General features: G+C 53.9%; 19 protein-coding genes and 1 riboswitch. Of the genes, 15 read left to right on the top strand and 4 right to left on the bottom strand.

The window, feature by feature from the left end; genetic code table 11:
- Window positions 1-169: 169 nt before the first annotated feature.
- Entirely contained in the window at window positions 170-1375 is a 1206-nt protein-coding gene (locus NSU01_RS34295) for an MFS transporter (RefSeq protein ID WP_076243623.1), read from the bottom strand.
- Window positions 1376-1542: 167 nt separating this feature from the next.
- On the opposite strand from NSU01_RS34295, the gene NSU01_RS34290 reads away from it, so the two are divergent.
- Complete coding sequence (locus tag NSU01_RS34290; RefSeq protein WP_144026064.1) at window positions 1543-1938, top strand: helix-turn-helix domain-containing protein; 396 nt, start codon at window positions 1543-1545, stop codon at window positions 1936-1938.
- A gap of 111 nt (window positions 1939-2049) precedes the next feature.
- On the opposite strand, the gene NSU01_RS34285 is transcribed toward NSU01_RS34290, so the two are convergent.
- The 3 genes from NSU01_RS34285 to NSU01_RS34275 form a co-directional block, all read right to left on the bottom strand.
- On the bottom strand, window positions 2050-3225 hold the full coding sequence (locus tag NSU01_RS34285; protein WP_042140411.1) for an ATP-binding protein: 1176 nt from the start codon (window positions 3223-3225) through the stop codon (window positions 2050-2052).
- A gap of 8 nt (window positions 3226-3233) precedes the next feature.
- Window positions 3234-6839 carry a response regulator gene (locus NSU01_RS34280; RefSeq protein ID WP_256703830.1) on the bottom strand — a complete coding sequence of 1202 codons (3606 nt, stop codon included), beginning with the start codon at window positions 6837-6839 and terminating at the stop codon, window positions 3234-3236.
- Window positions 6840-7010: 171 nt separating this feature from the next.
- Complete coding sequence (locus tag NSU01_RS34275; protein ID WP_076243622.1) at window positions 7011-7586, bottom strand: hypothetical protein; 576 nt, start codon at window positions 7584-7586, stop codon at window positions 7011-7013.
- Between the two features lie 233 nt (window positions 7587-7819).
- Window positions 7820-7923, top strand: a riboswitch (purine riboswitch).
- Between the two features lie 166 nt (window positions 7924-8089).
- On the opposite strand from NSU01_RS34275, the gene NSU01_RS34270 reads away from it, so the two are divergent.
- From NSU01_RS34270 to NSU01_RS34205, 14 genes are all read left to right on the top strand, one after another.
- A complete protein-coding gene (locus NSU01_RS34270; protein WP_076243621.1) occupies window positions 8090-8719 on the top strand; it encodes a xanthine phosphoribosyltransferase in 630 nt (209 codons plus the stop codon).
- The gene (locus NSU01_RS34265) at window positions 8713-10011 is read left to right on the top strand and encodes a nucleobase:cation symporter-2 family protein (RefSeq protein ID WP_039304744.1); all 1299 of its coding nucleotides are present in this window, start codon (window positions 8713-8715) and stop codon (window positions 10009-10011) included. The genes NSU01_RS34270 and NSU01_RS34265 overlap by 7 nt, the downstream gene beginning before the upstream one ends.
- 140 nt (window positions 10012-10151) lie before the next feature.
- Window positions 10152-13223 (top strand): ATP-binding protein, encoded by a 3072-nt coding sequence (locus tag NSU01_RS34260; protein WP_076243620.1) that lies wholly within the window; start codon window positions 10152-10154, stop codon window positions 13221-13223.
- A gap of 40 nt (window positions 13224-13263) precedes the next feature.
- The gene (locus tag NSU01_RS34255) at window positions 13264-14400 is read left to right on the top strand and encodes a response regulator (protein WP_076243619.1); all 1137 of its coding nucleotides are present in this window, start codon (window positions 13264-13266) and stop codon (window positions 14398-14400) included.
- A gap of 99 nt (window positions 14401-14499) precedes the next feature.
- On the top strand, window positions 14500-15849 hold the full coding sequence (locus tag NSU01_RS34250; RefSeq protein WP_076243618.1) for an MFS transporter: 1350 nt from the start codon (window positions 14500-14502) through the stop codon (window positions 15847-15849).
- A gap of 38 nt (window positions 15850-15887) precedes the next feature.
- Entirely contained in the window at window positions 15888-16094 is a 207-nt protein-coding gene (locus NSU01_RS34245; protein ID WP_042140406.1) for a hypothetical protein, read from the top strand.
- A gap of 29 nt (window positions 16095-16123) precedes the next feature.
- Window positions 16124-16828 (top strand): hypothetical protein, encoded by a 705-nt coding sequence (locus tag NSU01_RS34240; RefSeq protein WP_042140405.1) that lies wholly within the window; start codon window positions 16124-16126, stop codon window positions 16826-16828.
- The gene (locus NSU01_RS34235; protein ID WP_076243617.1) at window positions 16825-18048 is read left to right on the top strand and encodes a glutathionylspermidine synthase family protein; all 1224 of its coding nucleotides are present in this window, start codon (window positions 16825-16827) and stop codon (window positions 18046-18048) included. The genes NSU01_RS34240 and NSU01_RS34235 overlap by 4 nt, the downstream gene beginning before the upstream one ends.
- The gene (locus NSU01_RS34230; protein ID WP_042140403.1) at window positions 18035-18688 is read left to right on the top strand and encodes a hypothetical protein; all 654 of its coding nucleotides are present in this window, start codon (window positions 18035-18037) and stop codon (window positions 18686-18688) included. The genes NSU01_RS34235 and NSU01_RS34230 overlap by 14 nt, the downstream gene beginning before the upstream one ends.
- The gene (locus tag NSU01_RS34225; RefSeq protein ID WP_042140402.1) at window positions 18685-19077 is read left to right on the top strand and encodes a DUF350 domain-containing protein; all 393 of its coding nucleotides are present in this window, start codon (window positions 18685-18687) and stop codon (window positions 19075-19077) included. Before NSU01_RS34230 ends, NSU01_RS34225 begins: the two co-directional genes overlap by 4 nt.
- 99 nt (window positions 19078-19176) lie before the next feature.
- Window positions 19177-20193 carry a potassium channel family protein gene (locus NSU01_RS34220; protein ID WP_076243616.1) on the top strand — a complete coding sequence of 339 codons (1017 nt, stop codon included), beginning with the start codon at window positions 19177-19179 and terminating at the stop codon, window positions 20191-20193.
- A gap of 184 nt (window positions 20194-20377) precedes the next feature.
- A complete protein-coding gene (locus NSU01_RS34215) occupies window positions 20378-21541 on the top strand; it encodes a glycosyl hydrolase family 8 (RefSeq protein ID WP_076243615.1) in 1164 nt (387 codons plus the stop codon).
- Between the two features lie 18 nt (window positions 21542-21559).
- Window positions 21560-23107: a hypothetical protein gene (locus NSU01_RS34210; protein ID WP_076243614.1), complete on the top strand. Its 1548-nt coding sequence runs from the start codon at window positions 21560-21562 to the stop codon at window positions 23105-23107.
- Window positions 23104-24654 carry a hypothetical protein gene (locus tag NSU01_RS34205; protein ID WP_076243613.1) on the top strand — a complete coding sequence of 517 codons (1551 nt, stop codon included), beginning with the start codon at window positions 23104-23106 and terminating at the stop codon, window positions 24652-24654. The genes NSU01_RS34210 and NSU01_RS34205 overlap by 4 nt, the downstream gene beginning before the upstream one ends.
- Window positions 24655-24679: the final 25 nt, after the last annotated feature.

Genomic DNA, 24679 nt, shown 5'->3' with positions numbered 1-24679 from the left:
AGAGGGAAATGTTGTATTATGGGCAGGAATTTAAGAAGCAAGATGCTCTCCCCGTCACAGCCAGCGAGGTATTACGAGAAAGGGATTGCGGCAGCTATAGCCTATAATCAGACCATGCATACCGCTTGACTGCGCACACTGCCTTTTGCGGCATACACAGCACTTAAGCTTAAGCAGCTTCCGCCCGCTGCATACGTTCGTCTCTGTTCTCCAGCGCCCGGCTCCAAGCCGTGAGCAGAACGGCCCCGAACACCATGACAGCGCCTACCCAGGCGGTGTGGATCAGTCCCATATGATCGGTGACCAGGCCGCCGAGGTAGGCTCCGATGGCAATGCCTGCGTTGAACGCGGCAATGTTGACAGCAGAGGCGACATCTCTGGCGCCGGGCGCGAACCGGTCAGCCAGCATTACTACATAGACCTGCAGCCCGGGGACGTTCATGAAGGCGAGCAGCCCCATGAAGAAGATGGTGATCAGGGCAGCGGTTTTGAATGGAGCCGTGAAGGTGAGGATCAGCAGCACGGCGGCCTGCAGGGCGAACATATAGAATAAGGCGTTCATCGGCTTGCGGTTCGCTGCTCTGCCGCCGATCACATTGCCGATGGCAATGGCGATACCATAGACGAGCAGGATCACAGCGACCGTCTTCTCCTGGAAGCCGCTGATCTCATGCAGCAGCGGGGAGAGATAAGTGAAGACGACGAACGTTCCGCCGTAGCCCAGGGCTGTAATGGCAAAAGCCAGCAGCAGCCGGCCGTTCGTCACCAGCTTGACCTGCTCGCGCAGCGGCGTGCGGGTCCCCTTGCGGAGTCCGGCGGGCACTAGAATCAGATTGGCGATCAGCGCTAGAATGCCGATCACCACAATGGCGGTGAAGGCAGCCCGCCAGCCCAGCTGCTGTCCGAGGAAGGTGCCGAGCGGCACGCCAGTGACCGTGGCTACGGTAAGGCCGGTGAACATAATGGAGATGGCGCTGGCCCTGCGGTTCTCAGGCACCAGGTCGGCGGCGATGGTGGAGGCGATCGACATGAACAGGCCATGCGAGAGGGCAGATATTACCCGGGCGGCCAGCAGGGTGCCGATTCCGCCAGCAGCGGCTGCAAGACTGTTACCGGCGATGAATACGAGCATCAGCAGGAGCAGCAGTGTTTTGCGGGAGACTCTTGTGGTCAGCGAGGTTAGCACAGGCGCACCGAAGGTTACGCCGAGCGCATACAGAGTTACGGTTAATCCGGCGGTGGTCACGGATATATTCAGGTCATCAGCTATGAGCGGCAGCAGCCCGACACTGATAAACTCGGTTGTTCCTATCGCAAAGGCGCTGATCGCCAGAGCCAGCAGCGCGAGGGTACTTCTTTTTGTGTCCAGAGACATGTTCTTCACTCCTACTATGGTAATCACCGGCCGGTAAGTGCTATTATGGAGTACAGATACGCAAATGGATAGTACGTACTTTAAAGTACTATAGGTACCAAAAAGTACCCATAACTACCCGCTGGGAGACACATACAGGGATGTAAAGTGAGCATACAGGAGGCATTATAATGGCTAAAAAATATAATATTTCAGTCGAGGCTACGCTTGAGGTCATCGGGGGGAAGTGGAAATGCGTTATTCTCTGCCATCTGACGCATGGCAAGCTGCGGACGAGTGATCTGAAGCGCCATATGCCGAATATTACGCAGAAAATGCTGACCCAGCAGCTCCGCGAGCTGGAGCAGGACGGCATTGTCAACCGGATCAGCTATAATCAGGTTCCGCCCAAAGTGGAATATGAGCTGAGTGAATACGGACAGACACTCGGCTCCATTCTGGACTCCCTGTGCGCATGGGGAGAGCAGCATATTATTAAAGAGTATGGCGATAAATTCGCCGTGCTTGAGGACAATGTGCTGAATAACAAGAAGGTGGAGCTGCTGCCCGGCGGCGTGGAATAAGGCGCAGCAGACCTATGACCGTACACAAAGAACCGCAAGCCCCGAAGGCTTGCGGTTCTTTGATATGCCTGGTGTCCGGCCAGCTGCCGAGATAAACAGCTGGACAAGGCGCTAATCCGGTTGTCCTTCACTGACCTGAATCGTGAAGATAAAGACGGCCCCTTGCTCAACATCCGGCTTAGCGTAGATTGTTCCGCCCATCAGATCGACCAGCATTTTGCAGATGGACAGCCCGAGTCCGGTACCCCCGAACTTACGGTTGATCGTAGCGCCGATCTGGGTGAACGGCTGGAACAGGTATTTCATTTTGTCCGCAGGAATGCCGATGCCGGTATCTTCAATAATGAACTCAAGCTCCATTACCCTATCCATCGCTTGCCGGAGATGAACCCCTACCTTAACGCCGCCCGAGTAGGTGAATTTGATTGCATTGCCGATCAGGTTGTTCAGTACCTGGCGCAGACGGTTGGGATCGCCTATGAGCAGTGCGGGAATAGCTGGATCAATGAAGGTCTCCAGGACCAGATTGCGTTCCTTGGCGAGTGCCCGGAAGAGATCAACGGTTTCCTTGATGCAGGAGTGGAGGTTGAACAGCTCATAGTCCAGCTCCATTTTGCCGGATTCGATCTTGGTGAAGTCCAGGATATGATTAATGACAGACACCAGTGCGTGGCCGCTTGTATGAATGATTTCGGCCATTTCCAGATCATCCGCCGCCAGCTCAGAGGTCCGCAGCACATCCGACATGGCAATAATTCCGTTCAGCGGTGTGCGGATTTCATGGCTCATCATGGCGAGGAAGCCGCTTTTGATCCTTAGAGCGACTTCGGCAGTGTCCTTCAGCTCGGTCAGAACGCTATTCGCCGCCTCCAGCTCCTGGGATTTAAGCTGCAGCTCTTTGCGGGTCCGATAGAGGCGGACGAAGCCGTCAATTTTGCTCTTAAGCACGATCGGATGGAAAGGCTTGGTCAGGAAATCTATAGCTCCGGCTGAATAGGCCATCATATAGTTCTCCAGCTCTGAAGTCAGCGCGGTGAGGAATATAATCGGGATGTCACGTGACTTTTGACGCGCTTTGATCCGCTTCGCCGTTTCGAATCCATCCATGTCCGGCATGAGCACATCCATAATAATCAGGGCGAACTCCTGCTCCAGCAGACATTTCAGGGCCTCCATGCCGGAGGTTGCACCAATCAGCTGATAAGGTGTGTCGGCCAGCAAAGCCTGCATAGACAGGAGCTCATCCGGCCGGTCATCGACAAGTAAAATATTAATAGGGTACTCCATAATTCCTCCTACTGAATCAACCATAATTTCAGCACACTCACCAGCTGTGTCGTATTGATCGGTTTGGATATATAATCGTTCGCTCCGGCCTGCAGGCATTTGACCCGGTCTTCCTCCAGGGCGCGGGCGGTCAGCGCGATAATTACCAGCTGGTCATACTCCGGTCTGAGCCGGATATGCTTCATGGTCTCGTAACCATCCATCTCAGGCATCATAATATCCATGAATACGAGCTCAACGCCCGGGTGTATCTCCAGATGCTCCAGGGCTTCTTTACCGTTCTGGGCAAAGCTGATCTCCATATTATAACCTTCGAGCACACTGGATAACGCAAAAATATTACGCATATCATCATCCACAAGCAGAATGCTTTTTCCGGCAAAGGCCGACTCCGGATTGTGCAGATTCTCGATCAGCTGCTGCTTATCCAGCGGCAGGTCAGCATGCTTGCGGTGGAGGTATAAGGCCGTGTCATCGTAGAGCCGTTCCATAGACCGTACATTCTTGATAACAATGCTCTCGGCGTAGTGCTTGAGGCGCTGCTCATCGGTCTTGCTGAGATCCTTGCCTGTATAGATAATGACCGGCAGGGTTTGCAGCTTACGGTTGGTTTTGACCTGCTCCAGCAGATCGAAGCCGGAAATATCCGACAGGCCTAAGTCCAGCACCATGCAGTCAAAATGATGACTGGCCAGATGCTCCATAGCTTCCCTGCCTGTGCCGACCGCAATAATGTTCACATCGGGATGCGCGATGAATTCGACAAGGCTGCTGCGCAGAATCTTGTTGTCTTCAACAATCAGCAGGCTCTTCACCGGACGGCGGATATACGTCTCAATCTGCAGGAAGGCTGCCTCCAGTTCGGCATAATCACTTGGCTTCTTCCAGAAGGACAAGGCGCCCATCGCCAGGCTCTGCTGATTCTCCTCGGCTGTCGAGATGACATGCACCGGAATATGGCGCAGCTCCGGCCGGCTCTTCAGCCGGCTGATAATCGACCAGCCGTCCAGAACGGGAAGATGCAGATCCAGCAGGATGGCATCGGGCTTGTAGGCATGTGCCAGCGCCAGACCCTGATCGCCCTGGAAGGCAACGATCGCCTTGAAGCCCCGGCTGCGCGCCAGTTCAAGCAGCATAGTGGCGAATTCCGCATCCTCCTCTATGATCAGCAGGAGAGTGTCGCCGGGGAGCAGATTGCCGCGGTCATCCTCCATCTCGGCATATTGCAGCAGCTTCGGATTGGTGATGGAAATATCGGGAACGAACGATTCCCGGAAAGCCGGATTCTCCCGGCTGCCGGTCTCGGAACCCGGCATATCCGCAGTGGCTGCGGCTGCAAAGGTAGCGGCAGCCAGCGCCTGTGCGTCCTCTCCCGGCTCAACTGCAGGAATGATCAGCGAGAAGGTACTGCCTTTGCCTTCAACGGAATCCACTTCAATTCTTCCCCCCAGCAGGGTAGCCAGCTCGCGGCAGATCGTAAGTCCAAGACCGGTGCCGCCGTATTTGCGGCTGGTGGTGCCGTCCGCCTGCTGGAACGCTTCGAAGATGCTCCCCAGCTTGGAGGCGGCAATGCCGATGCCGGTATCGCTGACAGCGAAGACTACTTCTTCGCCGCTGGTGCGGATGGACAGGGAAACGGAGCCTTGCTCCGGGGTGAACTTAATAGCATTGGACAACAGATTATTCATAATCTGCTGCAGTCTGTGGCCGTCGGTCATCAGATGGTCAGGCAGCCTGTTGTCTGAATGGACATCGAACCGGAGATTCTTTTTCTTGGCCTGCTGTTCAAAATGGCGGAAAATATGGTTGCTGAGGTCCTGTAAAGAGACCGGTTCAAGAACAGGAGTCATTTTGCCGACCTCCAGCTTGGCCAGATCGAGAATCTCATCGATCAGCTGCAGCAGATCCTTGCCTGCTGAGAAGATAGTATGCACATATTCCAGCTGTTTCTTCTCAAGATTGCCTTCCTTGTTCTCGGCGAGGATCTGCGAGAGAATCAGCAGGCTGTTCAGCGGTGTGCGCAGTTCATGCGATACGTTGGCGAGGAATTCCGATTTATACTGGGCAGCCATGAAGATTTCCTGGGCCTGCGCCTGAATTTCTTCCTTCTGCTGCTCGGTAAGCCGGACTTGGAGCAGCAGCTGATCATTGGAGGCCGCTAGCTCTTCTTTCTGGGTCAGAAGCTCGTCGGCCTGAGCCTGGAGCTCGTCGGTCTGGGCCTGGAGTTCTTCCGTTTGAGCTTGAAGCTCCTCAGTCTGTGCCTGGAGTTCTTCCTTCTGATCCAGAAGTTCATTCGTTTGGGCCTGAAGCTCTTCAGCCTGATCGGCAATCTCGGCTTTTTGGCGTTCTGTAAGCTGGAGCTGCTTCTGCATATCGCGGTTCGCGGCCGATAATTCATCGGCTTGTGCCTTGATCTCTGTCGATTGCCGGCTGGTAATCTCCATTTGCTGCTGGAGCTCCAGATTGGAGGCGTACAGTTCTTCCGTCTGCTGCCTCAGCTCATCGGCCTGGGCTTCAATCTCGGCTTTTTGTTCCTCTGTCAGCTCCATTTGCGCCTGAAGCTCTTCATTGGAGGACAGCAGGCTCTCGGCCTGCATCTTCAGCTCTTCTCCCTGATCCTGCAGCTGATCCGTCTGCAGCCGCAGCTCCTCGGTTTGTGCCATAAGCTCTTCGGTCTGTGCCTCCAGCTCTTGGGTCTGTGCCGTCAGTTCCTCGGTCTGCGCTTCCAGCTCGTCCTTCTGCAGCCGGGTTTCGCTCAGCAGCTCTTCAATTCTGGCCACGCCGGCCAAAGTATTGATCAGCACCCCCATGTTTTGACCCGCCCGCTCGATCAGCTGATGCTCCTTATAACCGAACGGGTGCAAAGCGGCCAGCTCCATTACGGCGACCACTTCCCGCTCATGCATGATCGGAACTACGATAAGCGAAGATGGGGAAGCTTCACCCAGCGCGGAATGGACTTTGATATAATGCTCCGGAAGATCCTCCAGCACGATGGTCTGCTGATCCACCGCGCATTGTCCGACCAGTCCGCTGCCCAGCTGAATGGGTTCGCGGCGGCCTGCCGATTCGTCAAAGGCATAGCCGGCTGCGAAGTTTAGCTGACCGCCCTGCTTCAAATATACGGCTCCATAGCTTCCGCCGACAGCGGCAGCCAGCCTGCCGATAAATACACGCGCTGCCGTCTGCAGATGCACCGATCCCTGAAGCTGCATTGCCATCTCTGACACTTGCGTATTAATCCAGGCCTGCTCCTCCGCTTTCATGCGCAGTTCGCGTTCTTCAGCGGACCTGTGGTGAAGATCGGCTGCCAGCTTGTAGTAAGAAGCTGCGAGCAGTCCGAATTCATCCTTGCGTACGGTTGCCGCGGCTGCAGGATTAATTGTCCCGTCGGCGATATCCCGGGAGATGTTCGTAATCCGGTCCAGCCCGTGGTCAATATTCCGGTGAATGCTGAAGATGAGGCCTATTCCAATCAGAATCCCGCCCCCGCTTAATCCATTAATGAAGATACGCGGAATGCCTTCCAAATAGAGTGAAGATATAATAATCATACTGCCCAGCAGCAGTATAGTAACCGATGTTGCTAACCAAACCTGTTGTTTAATCCTCATAGTTCGCCGCCTTTGTTCAGTTAATACTACTAAATATATATAAGTATACTTTTAATAGACGCCCGGCGATATAGAGGACACAGAGAAAACACCGGAAAACCTGGTTTTTACAAGGTTTCCGGTGTTATTTGCCAGTTTAAGCGTGATTGCATTTCCCGGCAGGCGGCGGCGTCAGCGCCGCCGCCTGCCGCCCTGACGCCGCCGGGCAGCAGCCCGGTTCGAAGCAAGGCCGCCTGCACCGCCGCCGACCGCCTGCTGCTGCTTGGATCCGGGACTCTCGATGGCGGCATTGGTTCCGCCCGAGCTGTAGGTTCCGCTGCCGCTGCCGACCTGTGTGGCCGAGGAGCTTCTGCTGCCCCCCGGAAGCTTCACGGTCTGGTTGTTCACGACGATGACAATCTCCTTCCCCCAGCCGTGCGGATGAATCAGGGGGGCGTGATGTCGTCTGCCACGCTGTCCCTTACAGCCTTTACTGCCCTTACTGCCCCTGCTGCCTATGTTCGCCGCCGTCCCCCCGGCTCCGACACTCTCCTGCTGGCGGGTATAGGGCGAAGCAATGGCAGCATTGCTGCCCGCTGCGCTGCTCCGGCCGGCGCCGCTGGCAATCTGTGTGGTATTGGCTGCGTTGGTATATTGGTTATTGATAACAAACACCAGCCGGCTGATGCCGGCCAGCGGGGTGCGGGTAACAATCCGCTGCTTCCCTTTTTGAATAATGACAGTTATCCGGTCTTTTTGCTTAGCCATCCGTATCATGCCTCCCTGCACAGGTTTTCCTTATCATTAATGCGCAGAGGAAGGAAGGGTGAGGAATACAGGCGCTGTCCCCCCATAAACAAACGGTTGCCTAGTGAGCAGGGAGAATCGATGATGAAATACGCGTGTATTTCATGAAACACTTTGAAATTCACAGCAAATATACTTAAAATTTTGCTTGTAAGGATCATACAGAGCGTGTAAGATATACGAAGGTTTTTAAAAACAGACTTATCATAATACCTCATATAATCTTGGGAATATGGCCCATAAGTTTCTACCGGATGACCACTGTAATTATCCGACTATGAGTGAAATAGCGCATCTAGGGTTCCGTTTCTTGTGCTGCGGCAGGGGAAGGACTGGTCCAAGCGATGCGGACACGCTTATGTGTTACACCACTAAGGGACAAAAACCCAGAAGGACAGATTCACTTGAGAGAAGCACTCAAGGGGATCTGTCTTTTTTATTTTAAAGGAGGAAGAATCGCTGTAATGAAAGTACTGGAGGAACGCATTAGACAAGAAGGCTTAATTCTATCGGAGACTGTGCTGAAGGTAGATTCGTTTCTGAACCATCAGGTGGACACGGAGCTTGCGCTGCAAATCGGGCAGGAATTCAAAGCTATCTTCGGAGACCAGCCCATCACCAAGGTGCTGACTGTAGAGGCCAGCGGCATCCAGTTCGCCATGGCTGCAGGCATTGCGCTGGGTGTGCCGTTTATTTATGCCAAGAAAAAGAAGGCTGTTACCCTCTCCGAAGCGGTCTATTCCGCACCGGTGCATTCCTTCACCCGTCAGGAAGACTACCTGATCAGTATCTCGCAGAAGTATCTCGGACCTGGCGACAACGTGCTGATTGTCGATGACTTTCTGGCTACCGGCGCAGCGCTTGTAGGACTTTGCGATATCGTGGAGGAGTCCGGGGCGCAGCTGATGGGAGTCGGCTGTGTCATTGAGAAGAGCTTCCAGGAAGGACGCAGCCTGCTGGAGCAGCGCGGAATTCCGGTACATGCCCTGGCGCGGATTGCTTCGATGTCTCCGGGGGAAGTTCACTTTATAGATGATTCCCGCACCGGCACTGCCCGTGCGGAAGAATTAATTAAGGAGAGTGCAGGATGCTAAGCAAACAGAAGATATTCGCCCTCGGGCTTCAGCATGTGCTGGCTATGTATGCCGGAGCTGTGATTGTGCCGCTGGTGGTCGGCGGGGCACTGAATTTGAACGGAACGCAGATGGCGTATCTGATCGCAGCAGATCTGTTCACCTGCGGACTGGCAACGCTGCTGCAGATTATGGGCAGCAAGTATTTCGGAAGCGGCCTTCCCGTTGTACTCGGCTGTACCTTTACCGCAGTCAGCCCGATTATCGCTATCGCTTCAGGCTCCAATCTCCCGACAGCGTACGGGGCTATTATTATCTCCGGTCTGTTCGTTGTACTGGCAGCCCCGATATACGGGAAGCTGCTGAAATTCTTCCCTACAGTAGTAACCGGCTCCGTAGTAACTATCATCGGGCTCTCGCTGATCCCGGTAGCGATGAATAATGTGGCCGGAGGACAGGGCAGCGCTGATTTCGGCCAGCCCCGCAATCTGCTGCTGGCCCTGATTACACTGCTCGTAATTCTGGCGGTGAACCGCCTGACTACAGGTTTCCTGCGTTCCGTATCTGTACTGGTAGGTCTGGTTGTCGGAACCGTAATCGGCTATGCCATGGGCATCGTACATTTCTCTACAGTGACTACGGCCTCTTGGGTGAGTGTGGCCCAGCCATTCTACTTCGGCTGGCCGCAGTTCAGTATTACGGCGATCTTCACGATGATTATCGTTAATATTGTGTCCATGGTGGAATCGACGGGTGTGTACTTTGCCGTGGGCAAGGCAACGGATCAGCAGGTAGAACAGAAGCAGATCGTGAACGGCCTGCGTTCTGAAGGGCTTGCCATCATGCTCGGCGGATTGTTTAATGCGTTCCCTTATACGGCGTTCTCCCAGAATGTCGGCTTGCTGTCGCTGACCCGGGTGAAGACGCGCAATGTTATTTTTGCCGCCGGCGGAATTATGATCGTGCTCGGGCTGCTGCCGAAGCTGGCAGCGCTGACTACAGTCGTGCCAAACGCGGTGCTTGGCGGGGCGATGATTGTCATGTTCGGATCGGTTGCTGCATCCGGCATGTCGATTCTCTCGGATGTTGACCTGCGTAAGGACGGCAATCTGCTCATTGCCGCCTGCAGTATTGCTGTCGGTCTCGGCTCTGCTGTGCTGCCGTCTATGTTCGACCAGCTGCCGGAGTTCGCCAGAATGCTGCTGCAGAACGGGATCGTCTCCGGATCTCTGACAGCAATTATTCTTAATATCTTTCTGTCCAAAACCCAGGAGAGCACAGCTTCCGCAGTCGCCGCTCCGGAGGTAAAGTAAAATATTCCTAAAATTTTAACCTAATAAGATAAGCAGCCGATTCCGAAATAAATGGGAATCGGCTTTTTTTATTGCACTTAAATAAACAGAATTTAATGTATAATTTATACAATGACAGCTAGAAGGGAATGGCATGGGGCATGAAAAAATATTGGCTGAGTATTCTAGGCAGTCTGGTGCTGGTGTTGATCATTCCATTGCTCTCTATCCTCCAGACTCTCCATATAAACCGCGGAATGCCGCAAGCCCGGCAAGGGATGATCGATCTGCGCAGCTGGGACTTCCGCAAAGACGGTGTTGTGAAGCTGAACGGGGAATGGGAGCTGTACCGCGGTGCGCTGCTTATGCCTGAGGCGTTCTCCCCGGAGCGGAGGAACCCGGTCATGCCTGCCGTGTCCGGAATGGTTCATGTTCCCGGGAAATGGAATCCTTATATATCCGTCACCGGTGAACCCGCAGCCAAAGGGTACGGCACTTACCGTCTGCAGGCCAGGATTGCCTATGGGGAAGCCGTAATATACGGTCTGCGCACCAGCAACATCCGTACGGCAAGCCGGGTCTTCGTGAACGGGCAGGAGATTGGCAGCAGCGGCAGCCCCGCCCCCATGGCTTCTGAGGGGAGGCAGAATAATATACCCTATACGGGGTTTGCTTCGGTGACCGGAGATACCATGGAGATTATTGTACAGGTGGCGAATTACAGCTACTCCTCCGGCGGTATCGTTCTGCCGATTGTCATCGGTGATCAGGCCTCTATTCTGAAGCACCGCGAATTTGCGCTGTTTGTAGACGGCGGAGCGCTGTTCGGATTTATTATTCTTTCTTTATTCCTGCTGATGTTCTCCAAGGTAAGAGAGAGCCGGGGGGTCACCCTCTATCTGGGTCTATTCTGCATGGCGGCCTTTGTCTACATTCTGACCCACGGCGAGAAGCTGATCGCGGCTGGGCTTCCCGGGCTTCCGTATGAAGTTGTGCTCAAGCTGCAGCTGGCTTCTTCCACGCTGGTCTACTATTATCTGCTGCGCTATGTCGCCAATTCCGTGAATTACCCGATGTCTATTGCAGTCATTAAGGCCTCTAAAATGATTACGAGCGTGCTGCTGCTGATCTCTATATTCATGCCGGCCTATCTGTTCAGCTATCTGGAGGGCCTGCTGCTGACCTGGGGCTCGGTAAGTATCGGCTTTGTGCTCTACTCTATGGTTCAGGGGACAAGACGGAATCCGAAAAATATGTTCCTGATGATGGTCAGCATTGAGAGTCTCAGCGTCGTTATTATCTGCTATCTGGTCAGTTTTATGAACCTGTCATTCAGCTATTTTATAATCTCTTATGAAATTGTCCTGTTCGGATTCGTTCAGGCGATTGTTATGACCCGGCAATATGCGTCGTCTTTCCTTGAGGTGGGGCAGCTGTCACGCAGGCTGCAGACACTGGATGGCTTGAAGAACGACTTCATCTCCGATACTTCCCATGAGCTCCGCAAGCCGCTGCAGGGAATGGTCAACATGGCCCAGACACTGGCGCAGGGTGCGGCAGGTTCCGTGAGCAGTGCCCAGAGTGAGCAGTTGCTCATGATTGTCTCGACGGGCAAGCGGCTGTCTGCCTTAATCAATGATATGTCTGACTTCGCGAAGCTGAATCACGGTTCGCTGTTTCTGCGCCGGCAGGCGGTGGATCTCCGCACCGCGGCTGTCTCCATTATGGAGGTGACGCGCCAGGTATACGGAAAGGACAATCTTGAATTCCGCCTGGACCTGCCCGGCAATCTTCCCCTGCTGGAGACGGATGAACAGCGCCTTGCTCAAATTCTGCATAATTTATTGGCAAATGCCGTCAATTATACGCCTCAGGGCGTGATAACGCTGTCTGCAGAGGTTAAAGAAGAGTATGTTGCCATTCTTATCACGGATACGGGGCAGGGGATTGCTCCTGAGCGTTTGCATTCCATCTTTGATGCCTATGATCCAAGCGGACCCGCAGCCCAGAAGGCCTACCGGGAAAACGGCCTCGGTCTCAGCATTACCCAGAGGCTGGTTGAGCTGGCCGGAGGAGAGATAGAGGTGCATTCGGAGCTGGGGCAAGGCTCTGTCTTCCGCTTCACGCAACCTATCCTGCGGAGAAGCAAAGCTCTGCTGGAGCAGGAGTATCTGGAAATTACCGGATGGGAGACGGCAGCGGCAGTCCAGCTGCCGGGAGAAGAGCCGGTCCTTCCGCCGCCTGCGGAATGCTGCTTCATTCTGGTTGTGGATGATGATCCTGTCAATCTTCAGGTGCTGGTTAATGTGCTGCAGCTGGAGAATCATTCGGTGATTACGGCCAGCAGCGGGACCGAAGCTATAAGTAAAATACAGCAGTACCCTGAACTCGATCTTGTCATTGCAGACTGGGTGATGCCGGAAATACCCGGATTGTTATTATGCAAAACGATCCGTGAACGGTTTGTTCTGTCGGAGCTGCCGATTCTGGTGCTGATGGCGAGCAGCCGTCCCGAGGATATCCAGGCTGCGTTCGAGGCCGGAGCCAATGATTATCTGAGCAAACCGGTGGAGCTGCGCGAGTTCAGGGCGCGTGTGCAGACACTGCTCGATATGCGCAAGTCTGTCCGGATATCCGTTCAGGCGGAGATTGCCTTCCTGCAGGCCCAGATCAAACCGCATTTCTTGTATAATGCGCTCAATGCGATCATCTCCGTATGTCCGGTAGACCCGGATAAGGCCACAGATCTGCTGCTGGATCTCAGCCAGTACCTGCGGAGCAGCTTTGACTTCCAGAACCGGGGACAGACCGTTCCTGTTGAGAAGGAGCTGGGGCTGGTTCAGTCCTATCTTGCCCTCGAGCAGGCGCGGTTTGACGAGCGGCTGAATATCGAGTTCGATGTCCCGGACGATATTATGGGGCTGGTTCCGCCGCTCAGCATTCAGCCGATTGTAGAGAATGCCGTCAACCACGGGCTGATGCAGAAGGAGGCTGGAGGGACAGTGCGGCTGTCGATTCAGCTGCTGCCCGGCCAGCTTGTAGTTGCCGTCAAAGATGATGGTGTCGGGATGTCTCCGCAGCGGATAGCGGAGGTTCTGTCAGAAGAGCGGACAGAGGGCGGTATCGGATTGCGTAATATTCAGCGCCGGCTGCTCAAAATGTACGGAACAGGCCTGAGTATTCACAGTGTGCCCGGCCAGGGGACGGCGATATCTTATACAATTCCCAGGTAAGCGACAACTCGAGAACGATGACATGAGGTGAGTCCTTTCAATGAAAGCGATACTAATCGATGATGAAAAGCCTGCATTGCAGCATCTGGAGCGCCTGCTCCTGAAAGACGGACGTCTGGAGATTACCGGCAAGTATACGTCGGCTAGACGGGGACTGGAGCATCTGGAGCAGGAGAAGGCGGATATCGTCTTCCTGGATATAGGCATGCCGGAGATGAACGGGCTGGAAGCCGGCGAATATATTGCCGGTCTGGACCGGAGCACGCGGATTGTCTATATCACAGCATACAGTGAGTATGCTATTGAGGCTTTTGAACTGAACGCCGCCGACTATCTGCTGAAGCCGGTAACCTCCCAGCGCCTGAGCAAGACGCTCGAACGCCTGGAGGTTCGCATAGAGCAGAATGAAGCGAGTGTGGAGACGCTCCCGGAGCCTGCAGCTGCCGTCAAGCAGCTCTCGATTCTCTGCTTCAAACGTCTCGAGTTCATGGACAGCACGGAGCCCGGGCGCAAGATGCAGTGGAGAACCAGCAAAGCGCAGGAAGTGTTCGCCCTGCTGCTCCATAACCGCGGCCAATGGATTCTTAAGGATACCATTGTGGATTGGGTCTGGCCGGACTTCCAACCGGAGAAGGCAGTAACCAACCTGCATACAACGGTGTACCATATCCGTAAACTGCTTAAGGCCTGGGATATGGACGTGCAGGTTGAGTTCTCGCAGGAGCGGTACAGGCTGACCAAGGAGAATGTGCTGCTTGATCTGGAAGAATTCGAGCAGGGATACTGCAGTACCTCTGTGGAATCGGAAGAGGAATGGGCGCGCAGAGAAGCGGTGCTGAGTCTGTACCGCGGAGATTATCTGGAAGAACATCATTATGACTGGGCAGAAACGCGGCGCAAGGAATTGCAGGTCCGCTTCATCCGCATGTCGCTGCATTCGGCCGAATATGAATTATCCTCCGTACGTCCCCGGCAGGCACTGGACAGGCTGCTGGTTCTGCAGGCACTGGACCCGTATTCCGATCAAATCTGCCGGCTGGTGCTGAGAAGTTACGCCGACCTGGGAGATTTCATCGGGTTTAGGAAACACTATGATAAATATAAGGAACTGCTGCAGCGGGATTTAGGCATCCAGCCGGATCATGTCATAGACAGCTGGGTCCAGAAGGTGCTATAAATCAGCCGGGGGCATTCATCCTAAGGACATTGCCATTAATATTTGTTAGGCATAGAATTTAGTTGAGCCTGAACAGATAATATAGATAGGGATGGAGTAATGAACGACAAAGTTGTAATGCCCCTATGGACCTTTTGCCTGTTTATCGTTGTTATGAACACCACTATGTTTAATGTATCGCTGCCCACAATTATTCAGGATCTGCAGATATCAGCGGACCTGGGCTCGTGGATCATATCGAGCTATTCCATCGGTTATGCCCTGTCAACTGTGATCTACAGCAGGCTATCTGACCTGGTGCCGATCCGCAGACTGCTGACCATCGGCCTGACTACGCTGGGTCTGGCCTCCGTCTGCGGATTATTCGCGCACAGCTTCAGCATCCTGCTGTTGACCCGTATCCTGCAGTCTGCAGGAGCAGGAGTTATGGCAGGCCTCGGACTTGTGCTGGCCAGCCGCTATGTTCCTGTCGGGAGACGCGGCGCAGCTATCGCCATGATCTCCGCAGGCAGCGCGATGGCATTCGGGCTCGGGCCGATTATCGGCGGTCTGATCAGCCAGTATTTCGGCTGGAACGGCCTGTTCGGCATCACCTGCCTCGTGCTGATCGTTCTGCCTGTGCTGCTGCATCTGCTGCCGAAGGAACAGCCCCAGCCTGCCGCTTTTGACGTGACGGGGGCGGCCCTGACGGTTCTTAACGCAGGCAGCCTGCTGCTGGCGGTCACCAGCCAGTCCTACCTGTGGCTTGCGGCCAGTGTAGTGTCGCTGCTTATTCATGCCCGCCATCTGGCCCAAGCGGAGAACTCCTTCATTAACCCTCAGCTGCTGCGCATGCCCGGGTATCTGAAGCTGACTGCGATCGGGTTCTGCATTCTGGTGCTGAACCTCGGCAATCTGTTCCTCATGCCGCTTGCCCTGGCGGGCCTATTCCATGAATCGGCGCTGAGCATCGGCTTGTTCATTGCGCCCGGAGCGATTCTGTCCGCGATTCTGACCCGCTACGTCGGCCACTGGATAGACCGCTACGGCAACCTCCGGTTCCTGATTATCGGCCACGGGGTGCTTGCCGCTGTCCTGGCCGTCTTTGCCATGAAGCTGTCCGTTTCCCCGTTCATTCTGCTCGCGGGTTATCTGTGCTTCTCGCCGTCATTCTCGGCGACCATGGCTTCCCTGAACAATGAGGCGTCGGGCATTCTTCCCCGCAGCTGGATCGGCTCCGGCATGGGGCTGCTGCAGCTGATCCAGTTCTTCGGCGGCTCCGTTTCTGTCGCCGCCCTCGGCTTGCTGCTGCATGCTAAGCGGAACCTGGAGCCTGCCGCCGCCTACAAGCATGTTTACATTCTGCTGTTTGTGGTGAGTTTATGTTCATTAAGCCTGGTGCTGTGGTACAGATATTCCAGGCTGCGCGAGTTGAAACGAAATAATAGCGGCAGCGTATCAGAAGCATAAGATCGTTCAGAAGGGATTGGTATGGAGTGGATAATGGAATGAATGTCATCCTGTTTGAGAAGATGCCCGAAGGCGAGCTGCAGATTATTGAGGAGCGCGTCTGGAGCATGAACATGATTACGGCCCTGGAGCATGTGAATTATATAGTCGTAGGCGGCCGTGAGTTCGAGGCGGTAGAGGGCCGGCTGAATGTGGACGAAGGGAAGCTTGAGCTTCTGCTGGTTCCGATGCGTACCGAAGGTTAAAGAACATTATCAGGAAAGGAGGGCCCAAGTTGGCAAAAGACGAAAATGTTAAAGAACCTGCTGTAAGCAGGCTGTTCACCCCTGACGGCAAGCCGATCCGCGTATTGTCGACCTCGCTCGGCATTGCCCTGCTGGCCAATGCGTTATTTATTCCCGGAGGCGCTGGTGCCAGCGGGAGTACCGGCGGTACAGGGGATGAACCGAAGCTGGTGTCCTGGTCTACCGAGGAAGTTAAGAATTATTTCGACAAAAATGTTGACTGGAATATTCCCTATCCGGATGAGAATCAGGAAGAGACTGTCCAGGAAGGACAGGGAGCGGTAACATCAGGCGGGACAACAGTAATCAACAACTATGGCGGTTATAACTCGGGATTCGGCTGGGATGATGTGCTTCTGTACCACATGCTGTTCAACAGCGGCTCTTTCTACTCTTCAAGAGGGTGGTACAATGACCGGCCGACTTATTACGGAGGCACACGCACTGCCTATAAGCCGCCAACCTACAGCAGCGGCAGCTTCCAGAACAAGCCTGTAGCCGGATCAGTGGTGAAACCGAAGACCTCGACTTCATCGACCGGCTCCATCACCAGAAGGAAAACCTCTTCGAAATCAGGCGGAATCGGCGGCACCTCCAGCGGGCTGGGCTCGGGCAAATCAAGCTCATCCACGTCCAAATCCAGCTCCAGTAAAAGCTCCGGCAAAAGCTCAAGCAAGAGCGGCTTCGGCGGATGATCCCGGCAGAGAGCGTCTTCGAATATCTGGACCAGTCCGCTCTGGAGCGGGCACCCCGGGTACAGCAGCTGCATGAGCTGGGCTTCACCTGGGCTGACCTGGAGGAAGAGGAATATTGGCTGGATGCTATAGCTGTGATGCGCGGTGAGACCTACCGGGAACTGAAGGATGCCTCATCAGGACTGTGGATGATTCTGGATAAGGCGGTCCGCTACGTCCATCTTAAGCATGACCTGTATGATCTGCTGGGAATTCCCCCGGTGCTGTGGCAGATGCTCGACGACTGTCCTGTGCCGGAGCCGGGGCTGATCAGCCGGTATGCCCGATTTGACTTTGCTGTAGCCGGCGACGGAACCATTAAGCTGCTGGAGCTGAATGCGGATACACCGACCGGCTATGTGGAGGCCTCTATCGCCACGCCGTGGATCTGCGCAGAGGCGGGTATCGGGAATCCGAATGCCGCAATGAAGCAGCAGCTTGCAGCAGCCTGGGGCGCTGAACGTCCGGATACGGCAGCCTGTGTTGCCTATGGCAGCCATCAGGAGGATACCGGAACGATAGATGCCCTTGCAGCGCATAGCGGACTGGATATCCGCTGCGTCGATTGTCTGGACCTGTGGATTGATGAAGGTGTAGTGAAGGACGCAGAGGACCGGATCATTGAGCGGATGTTCGCGCTCTATCCGAAGGAGTGGATGGCAGTGGATGAAGGCGGCGACGCCCTGGCTTACGCCATCGAGACCGGGAAGCTACAGCTGTTCAACGGGCCGCATAGTATTATCCTGCAATCCAAGGGGCTGATTGCTGCGGTATGGGGGATGTATGAGCTGGGTGTGCTGTTCAGCGAAGAGGAACGCCAGGTCATCTCCCGTTACATACTGCCTACGTACAATAAGGCGGTATTCTCCGAAAGCTTTGTGTCCAAGTCTGTCTTCGGCCGGGAAGGCGGGTCCGTGCGGATTTTTGATGATAGCGGAACGCTTGAAATAGAGGATGAGGAAGGGTATGACAGCAGTCAGCTGTTCCCGGTGGTCTATCAAAAAAGAGCCGAAATGGCCCGGATTCAGACCAGCGAAGGGGAGCTTCACCTGCTGACCGGTATGTTCGTGATTAACGGGAAGCCCTGCGGGCTGCTCGGCCGGGCTGGCGGACCGATTACAGGCAATGCCAGTCATTTTATCGCGCTAGGAGTGAGGGGGCTTGAAGATGAACAAGGGTAGAGAGGGACGTGCCGCCGGACGCAGATTCCGGGCCGGGGCGCTGACTGCAATGCTGCTTCTGGCAGTCATGCTGCTAAGCGCATGCTCGGGAAACAGTAACAGTGTGTTCCACACCGATACCGAAACAACGGACAGCGTGTCGCGGGTGCCGTGGGATTACCGGGTAGTCGAAGGCAAGGTGGGTGATCTGATCGGCAGCGACATGACCGTACTGCCGGATAACGAGCTGCTGCCGAACGACGGCAATTATGCTACAGGCGACACCGTATGGACACTGCAGTTCATGGATGCGGAGCTGGTAACAGATGCTGATCAGAAGAATGAGATCCGGCTGTCCTCCTGGACCACGCTGAAATCATACGGTGACCAGAAGACGGCAACGGAGGATCTGGCGAATCTGAAGGTGTCCATCACAACGGATGTGGATCTTGTCGGGGTGTACAAAACCCAGTATCAGGACAAAACCAGAAACTTTGCCGTACTCGAGCTGCCTTCCGGCAACCGGATTAAGCAGCCGATTGATGACAAGCGCTATACCGCGCTGGAGAAACAAAAAACAGCCTCCGTGGTGCTGGAGGAAGTACATGATTTCGCCGACTATGATTCGGCCTATGCGAAATTCCGGGGGTGGGCTAATTGACGATCGTTATTAATCTGGTGGTTAGTATTCTGACCATTGTTCTGCTTCAGGTGCTGGGTATGGTTATATTCACCCTGATGACTCCTTTTAAGGATATGGAAGAGCTGAAGAAGGGGAATGTCGCTGTATCGCTGGCCTTTGGCGGCAAGTTCCTGGCCACGGCGATCATTCTCGGCGTAGCGGCATATACCAATACCTCCATCTGGTTCATGATGCTCTGGTTTGCGGTAGGCTATGTCTGTCTAGTTGCCTCTTACTGGATTTTTGAGCTGTTCACTCCGGGCTTCCGGATTTCGGAACAGCTACAGAAGGGGAATGTTGCAGTAGGCGTAACACTCTGCATGGTATTCATTGGAACAGCGTTTGCGGTCAGCAGCCTGATTATTTAAAAGGACCGGCCAGACAGCAGGGCAGCTGCCGTGCCTCGGATGTTCTGGCAGCAGCTGCCCGGCCGGTTTAAGCTAACTACCCGAAAGCAGGGATGAGCGTTGCACTTTCTAATCCGAATTTCCGGTAAGCTGCTTCATCTAAAAAAGAAGTCTATAGGTCTGATCATCCTGGCCTTTGTCATTCTGAGTGCATCCACTGCCTTCCTGCTGGAGCCGGATACTTTTCATAGCTGGTTCAACGCCTTTTATTGGGTGATGACCACCATGGCAACCGTAGGCTACGGTGATTATTTCGCTACTACAGTCACCGGCAAGGTGTTTACGATATTTTTATATATCTTTGGCATCGGTCTGCTCAGTTTGGTTATCGGTAAGATTATCGACGCCATGGGAGAGATGCAGCGCAGGAGAGGAGCCGGAACTTTGAGCTTTCACGGACATAATCATGTCGTACTGATTAACTGGAACCGCAAAACACAGGCGGCTGTGGATGAAATTCTGTGTTATGATGCGAGCTGCAAGATCGTAATTATTGATGAGAACGGCCGCCATCCGCTGGAACAGCTGGAGCAGGTTCACTTCATTAACGGGGATGCCTCCAGTGACGATATTCTGCTGAAGGCGAATATCGGGAGCGCCAGAGCGGCAATTGTGTTCGGCGATACCCGTATAGACGAGGCCTCGCTGAGCGACGGCAAGACGCTGCTGATCGCCTCCAGTATTGAGCGGATCGCCCCGCAAGTACATACCACCGTAGAAATCATGCAGGAGAAGAACATTCAGAACTTCAAGCATGTTCAGGTGAACGAGTTCGTACTCTCCCATGATGCCATCTCCAGACTCGCGGTAAGATCTGCCCTGCAGGAAGGCAATTCTGAAGTGATTACCCAGCTGCTCAGCCGCCAGCATGGTGATGATATCTATGAGATTCCGCGCAGCCGTGCGTGGAATACCTATGGAGATGCCTTTCAGGATCTGCTGCGGCAGGGGGCTACCCTGCTGTCCGACCGCAGTGACCTTGGCATTAACCGTAAGCTGGGGCAGCCGATCCCGGATGATGCCAGGCTTTATATCGTCGCCGATGAGGAGACTTACCGCAGGATCACAAGAGGCTGAACTATATACCATAAGCAGAGCTGCCCGGATCGGAATGATCCGGGCAGCTCTGCTTTTTTTGAAGAAATGGCATAATTTATAAATTAGACACATAATGTTCGCAGAAACAGTAAACAATGTGACATAAATTACCGTTATATTATTATGGCCAATATAAGGACTTGTCTTTTAAGGATGTGATGAATTGGGGAGTACACTCAGCAAGGCGGCTGCAGTGGGTATATCGCTGCTTCTAATCACCTCATGCAGCAGTAATCAGGCCCGGCCCGTACCTTCCGCGGCTACTTCTTCTCCGGCAGTTACTCCTGCGGGAACGAACGTGCCGGAGGAGCCGCTGCTTGACACAGCGGACGAAGAACAGCAATTACTGAAATTCATAGATACGCAGCTCACGGGACCCTATGGGGTATATACGAATTTGCAGGAAACCGGTGAAGCGGCGGAGATGGCTACAGGCCATGAGGTTCTGAGCGAATCGGCCTCGCTTCTGATGAGGGCGGCCGTGCTTAACGGCGATCAGGAGAGATTTGACCAGCAGTGGACGCTGGCCCGCGATACCTTCGATATGGAGGGCGGTTTCAGCTACCGGTTCAGTCCCAAGCAGCAGAAGCAATACACTGTGAACGCAGCGGTAGACGACCTGCGGCTGATCGGCGCGCTGTATGAAGCAGGACAGGCATTTCATCAGCCGGAGTACACGGAAGCAGCCGATAAATATAGCCGGAGATTCTATGATAATAATGTAAAAGATGGATACATGTATGATTTTTATGACAATATTTTCAAAACCACCAACGGGTTCGTAACTTTGTGTTATATTGATCTGAGTGTGTTGCGAAAATTGTCGATATCTAGCGAATTAAGCGGGATATTGTTGAATAATATGGGCGGGATTCTGGAAGACGGATATTTGTCTGACTCCTTCCCGTTCTATGAGACAAGGTTCGATTACAAGACTGGCCAGTACAGCTCCGAACACATCAACACCGTAGAGTCGCTGCTGACCATTCTTCATTTGGCCGAGAGCAACCGGCAGAAGCCGGCGAGCATCCGTTATATCAAAGAGCAGGTTACGGCGGGCACACTGTACGGGCAGTATACACGTGACGGCCAGCGGACGAATGATATCCGTTCTACGGCGATTTATGCGCTCACGGCCATGATCGGTGCTGTGCTGGGCGATCAGTCTCTCTATACGGCCAGTATTGAACGGATGAATGAATTCAGAGCCGTGAATGCTGCAAGTCCGCTGTATGGCGGATTCGGTGATGAGGCTGCCGGGCAGGCATATTCTTTTGACAATCTGATGGCGCTCCTCGCTTATTCCTATTCCAACCAACAACTATAGTAACGAAGGTGAATCGGTATGATAGACAACCCAGTGAAAACATCAACCCGGCCCGGCATAACCCTTGCCAGCCTTCGGATTACCCCGGCGTTTGCCGCGGCTTTTGGCGTCTTGCTCGTAACAGTCATCGCGCTCTTTACCGCTCCCTATGTGGGAATGGCAGATAACGGTGACTTTTTCCGGATTATATATAGCAATGGACTGTACTTCAACCTCCTGGATTATGACAGCCAGTATTTCGGGTATTTCATCAAGCAGTTTGGAATCTACCAATACTATAACGAGAACAGCTCGATGCTGGTCTCCTCCCAGTCCCTGTTTATCAAGCTGGCGCTGTTCGTCAATAAGCTGGTATTCAGCAGGGAAGTGTTCGATATCCGGTTTCAGGCCGCGATCTATACGCTCCTGTATGTGGCTGCTGTCTACCTGCTCATTGAAGCCGTTACGTTCAAGATGTCCCGGAAGCGGGGGATGATTGTTGCGGTTCTGGCAGTTTTTATCTTCGGGGACACGGGGTATACCGCCTACTTCAATTCGTTCTTCGGCGAAAGCCTGGTAATGGTCACGATGATTCTGGTGTTCGCTTCATGGCTGCTGCTGTACCGCAAACGATACAACGATTACGCCATGCTGGCGGTACTTCTGGTCAGCACGCTGATCCTAACGACCTCCAAGCAGCAAAATGCTCCTGTGGGCATGGTGATTTCCCTGCTCTCTATCTCACTTGTCTGGATCCGCCGGGATAAATTGTTCCGCTGGGTCACTCTCCTGTCCGCCGCCCTGATGATGTTCGCCGGTATTGCCACCTATCTTAATATCTCCAAAGAATTCGTGAATATTAACCAGTATCATGCCATGACCCGCGGAGTGCTGATGGAATCAGAGAATCCGGAGACCGCGCTTCAATCCTTCGGGATTAATGAACAGTACGCAATCCTCAAAGAGAATACCTATTATGACCAATACGGGACCGTGGATGTGAAATCGGATCTGCTGGAAAAGGATTTCTACAGCCAATACGGTTTTGTCTCGATTCTGAAATATTATGTTACGCATCCGGACCAGCTGGGCTCGATTCTCGATACGGCTGCCGAAAGCGCCTATACGATCAAGCCGGCGGCGATGGGGAATTATGAGAAATCTGCTGGCAAGGAGTTTCGGGCGCAGAGTCATTTCTTCAACGTGTACAGTACGCTGAAGGAGAAGCTGGCTCCCCGCACCTTTGCCTTCATCCTCCTCTGGATGGCTGTGATTACAGGTGTCTATATGCCTTCCTTCGTGAGCGCGGTCCGGGCGCGGGACTACCGGGGAATGCAGCGGTTGTTCGTGATTCTGGCTACAATGCTAGTCGGATTGTCCGGCATTGTAGTCTCCATTATCGGAGCAGGCGATGCCGATATTGCGAAGCATGAATTCCTGTTTACCTTAGCCTTTGACCTGATCACTTTCCAGGTTATATCGAGCGTCATTGGCCGCGGAATCTCCTCCCGGAAATCCATGCCGGCTGCACCGCCTTCCGTGCCGGCCCCAGAATACGCTGCCCTGAATAATGGGGTGAGTATTTGAAACGCGGAGGAATTATCGTTCTGCTGCTGCTCCTGGCAGGGAACCTCCTGCTGCCCGCCCCGGCGGCTTCCGCCGCCGCGTCACCTGCCGCTGCGCAGCATATTCTGCTGCTCTATGACAGCCTGGCGAAAGGCACGGGGAAGGAAGGGAATGTGGCAGAGCTGCAGCGGCTGCTTGCCGCCTACAGTGCACAGGTTACGCTTAAGAATATATCCGATTATGAACAAGGCAGCCTGACTGCCTACTCCGGAATGATCACCGTCATTAACAGTGCGGAGCTGAAGATTACGAATAGCGCTTATCTGCAGGACGCAGCGGGCTATAAAGGATCTGTGATGTATGTCGGATACCGGCCGCTGGACCGCGTGCAGCAAGCCTTGCAGCTGAAGACAGACATCTGGCATGGAGCCAGCGCAAGCCTCTCCATCGGCGGGTTCACCGGCATTCCGCTGGAAGTGGAAGAAATGCCTTATATTACTGCTTCACAGGGCGGCCGTACGTACGGCGGGTGGTCTTTTGAGGATGGCGGGGTGCAAATGCCCTACGCGGTAAGCCTCGGCGAATTTACTTATATGCCTTATCTGAAGCAGGGGGATTTAAGCAGCATGGCCGCGGCTTATGTATTGAAGGATTGGCTGAAATCCTCCGCCCGGCCCCGTACGTATCTGGTGCTCAAGGAGATTTATCCCTTCTCCGATCTCGAGCTGCTTGAGCAAACGGCAGACAGGCTGTACCAGAGCGGAATTCCATTCATCGCCAGTGTCCGGCCGGTGTTCGGAAATACCGATTTTCCGGCGATGAAGCGGTATCTGGAAGCCCTGAGAACGGTGCAGGCCCGCAATGGGAGCATTGTTGTCAATGCTCCGGCGGTCAGACCGCCGATCAGTCTTAGTGACCGGTCGCTGCATGTCAAGATGAACAGCTTCATCAATGTGCTGGCAGAGGCCGGTGTAGCCCCGCTGGGGATGGCTGCAGAAGGCTACTGGACGTATGACAAGGAGTATTCTACGGCGGGTATGGGCTTCTTCGACTCGGCGGTACTCTACGCGGATGAAGAAACCAGATATATGGAACAGACGGACACCTCGGTGACCTTCCCGTCCACCCTGTACAGTCTGCCGCTGGAATTCCTGCAAGGGATCAGCAGGACCGGCAAGGCGATGCCGGAGCTTCCGCTGAATGCGGCAGTTACTGTCGACTTGCCTGAGGATGAGGCTGCACTGGACAGTCTGATGCAGAATCTGGAGGAAGAGTGGTATACGTTCGCCGACTATAAACGGGAGGCCCATAACGTTGTTACAGATATCAACACTATCGAATCAGCGGATGGGGTAATTTACATTAACGGCAACAATCTGAATGTCGATTATACCCCGCAGACAGTCGCAGCCGATTACCAGTACCAGGAGAAGCAGGCTACAAGCTTCAACAGGCTGTTCAGCGTGCAGAACCAGTTTTTTATTATTGTGATCCTGATTGCCCTGCTTCTGTTCGGGGGTCTGCTTACCATCGGTTACCGGCTGTACCGGAGGAAATATTTGAAATAAGGAATCCGGAAAAATCAAACAACAT

The organism is Paenibacillus sp. FSL H8-0259, from assembly GCF_037963255.1.
GTDB classification, from domain to species: domain Bacteria; phylum Bacillota; class Bacilli; order Paenibacillales; family Paenibacillaceae; genus Paenibacillus_AQ; species Paenibacillus_AQ phytohabitans.
Note: the sequence above shows the minus strand (reverse complement) of the source record. Positions and strands in the feature narration are given on the sequence as shown.

What these genes read in the sequence shown, in the direction of transcription:
- NSU01_RS34235 (WP_076243617.1), top strand. Translation starts at nt 16,825, where the DNA reads ATGATCCCGGCAGAGAGCGTCTTCGAATATCTGGACCAGTCCGCTCTG.
- NSU01_RS34275 (WP_076243622.1), bottom strand. Translation starts at nt 7,586, where the DNA reads ATGGCTAAGCAAAAAGACCGGATAACTGTCATTATTCAAAAAGGGAAG.
- NSU01_RS34285 (WP_042140411.1), bottom strand. Translation starts at nt 3,225, where the DNA reads ATGGAGTACCCTATTAATATTTTACTTGTCGATGACCGGCCGGATGAG.
- NSU01_RS34265 (WP_039304744.1), top strand. Translation starts at nt 8,713, where the DNA reads ATGCTAAGCAAACAGAAGATATTCGCCCTCGGGCTTCAGCATGTGCTG.
- NSU01_RS34280 (WP_256703830.1), bottom strand. Translation starts at nt 6,839, where the DNA reads ATGAGGATTAAACAACAGGTTTGGTTAGCAACATCGGTTACTATACTG.
- NSU01_RS34255 (WP_076243619.1), top strand. Translation starts at nt 13,264, where the DNA reads ATGAAAGCGATACTAATCGATGATGAAAAGCCTGCATTGCAGCATCTG.
- NSU01_RS34230 (WP_042140403.1), top strand. Translation starts at nt 18,035, where the DNA reads ATGAACAAGGGTAGAGAGGGACGTGCCGCCGGACGCAGATTCCGGGCC.
- NSU01_RS34245 (WP_042140406.1), top strand. Translation starts at nt 15,888, where the DNA reads ATGAATGTCATCCTGTTTGAGAAGATGCCCGAAGGCGAGCTGCAGATT.
- NSU01_RS34260 (WP_076243620.1), top strand. Translation starts at nt 10,152, where the DNA reads ATGAAAAAATATTGGCTGAGTATTCTAGGCAGTCTGGTGCTGGTGTTG.
- NSU01_RS34210 (WP_076243614.1), top strand. Translation starts at nt 21,560, where the DNA reads ATGATAGACAACCCAGTGAAAACATCAACCCGGCCCGGCATAACCCTT.
- NSU01_RS34250 (WP_076243618.1), top strand. Translation starts at nt 14,500, where the DNA reads ATGAACGACAAAGTTGTAATGCCCCTATGGACCTTTTGCCTGTTTATC.
- NSU01_RS34295 (WP_076243623.1), bottom strand. Translation starts at nt 1,375, where the DNA reads ATGTCTCTGGACACAAAAAGAAGTACCCTCGCGCTGCTGGCTCTGGCG.
- NSU01_RS34270 (WP_076243621.1), top strand. Translation starts at nt 8,090, where the DNA reads ATGAAAGTACTGGAGGAACGCATTAGACAAGAAGGCTTAATTCTATCG.